The organism is Anabaena sp. CCY 9402-a, assembly GCF_963920945.1.
Taxonomy (GTDB): Bacteria; Cyanobacteriota; Cyanobacteriia; order Cyanobacteriales; family Nostocaceae; genus Trichormus; species Trichormus minutissimus.
Genome location: NZ_CAWUDL010000194.1, coordinates 1 through 1,252 on the forward strand (window position 1 = coordinate 1; position 1,252 = coordinate 1,252).

Below are 1,252 nucleotides of genomic sequence, written 5' to 3' on the forward strand. Positions count from 1 at the left end.
TGGCATTAGGGGCATTAATAATTAAAGAAAAACTAGGAATAAGTGATAGAGAAACAGTAGAGCAAATTAGGGAGAATCCTTATCTGCAATACTTTATAGGAATGTCTTGCTATAGCAATAATGCCCCATTTGATGCGTCAATGTTAGTTCACTTTAGAGAAAGAATAGATATAAACTTAGTCAACAAAGTGAATCGAGAAATGGTCAAACAGGGATTAGAAAAGAAAGAGGAAGAAGTAAAAGAAAAAAAGTCAGAAACCGAGAATTTAAAAAATGAATCGACAAATCGGGGGGAATTAATATTAGATGCGAGTTGTGCGCCAGCAGATATCAGTTATCCCACAGATTTAGGATTATTAAACCAAGCCAGAAAGCATACAGAAACAACTATAGATATTTTATATAACTCCCGCTTGTTAAAAACTATCCAAAAACCGAGAACCTACAGAAATATAGCTAGAAAGAATTACTTATCAGTAGCTAAAAAAAGAAAGCCGACCATTAAAGAAAGAAGAAAAGCCATTAAAAGGCAACTGCAATATATCAAAAGGAATTTAGTTCACATTCAGCAGCTAATGGAGTTAGGTGCATCACTATTAAACCTGAGTAATAGGCAATACAAGAAGTTATTGGTAGTAGCAGAAATTTATCGTCAACAGCTATGGCTATATGAAAATAAAAAAATTAGTATAGAAGACCGTATTGTCAGTTTAAATCAACCACACATTCGTCCGATTATCAGAGGTAAAGCTGGGAAAAGAGTAGAGTTTGGGGCAAAGTTTTCAGCTAGTTGCTATGACGGCTATGTATTTTTAGACCGTATTAGTTGGGATAACTTCAACGAATCAGGGGACTTAAAATCACAAGTAGAAGCCTACAAAAACTACACTGGATATTATCCTCAATCAGTTCATGTTGATAAAATTTATCGCACTAGAGAAAACCGAGCTTGGTGTCAAGAAAGAGGAATTAGAATTAGTGGGCCACCACTAGGGAGACCACCCAAAAATGTCAGTCCTGAAAAAAAGAAACAAGCACGAGACGATGAGCTAATTCGTAATTGTATTGAAGGTAAATTTGGACAAGGTAAACGAAGATTTAGCTTGGGCAGAGTCATGGCTAAACTGCCTCATACTTCTTTAACTTCTATTGCCCTGACTTTTTTAGTTATGAATCTTTCTACCCGGCTCTTACGGCTTTTTTGTGGATTTTTTTGTCACTTTTTCACAACCACATCTTTTTTCACTTCTTT

At 35.4% G+C, this 1,252-nt stretch carries 1 protein-coding gene; it reads left to right on the forward strand.

All coding sequences use genetic code 11. From position 1 onward, the window contains the following. The coding region (locus ACM0OR_RS28250) for an IS5 family transposase (RefSeq protein ID WP_414579718.1) at nucleotides 1–1,252 on the forward strand (1,252 nt) is incomplete at both ends.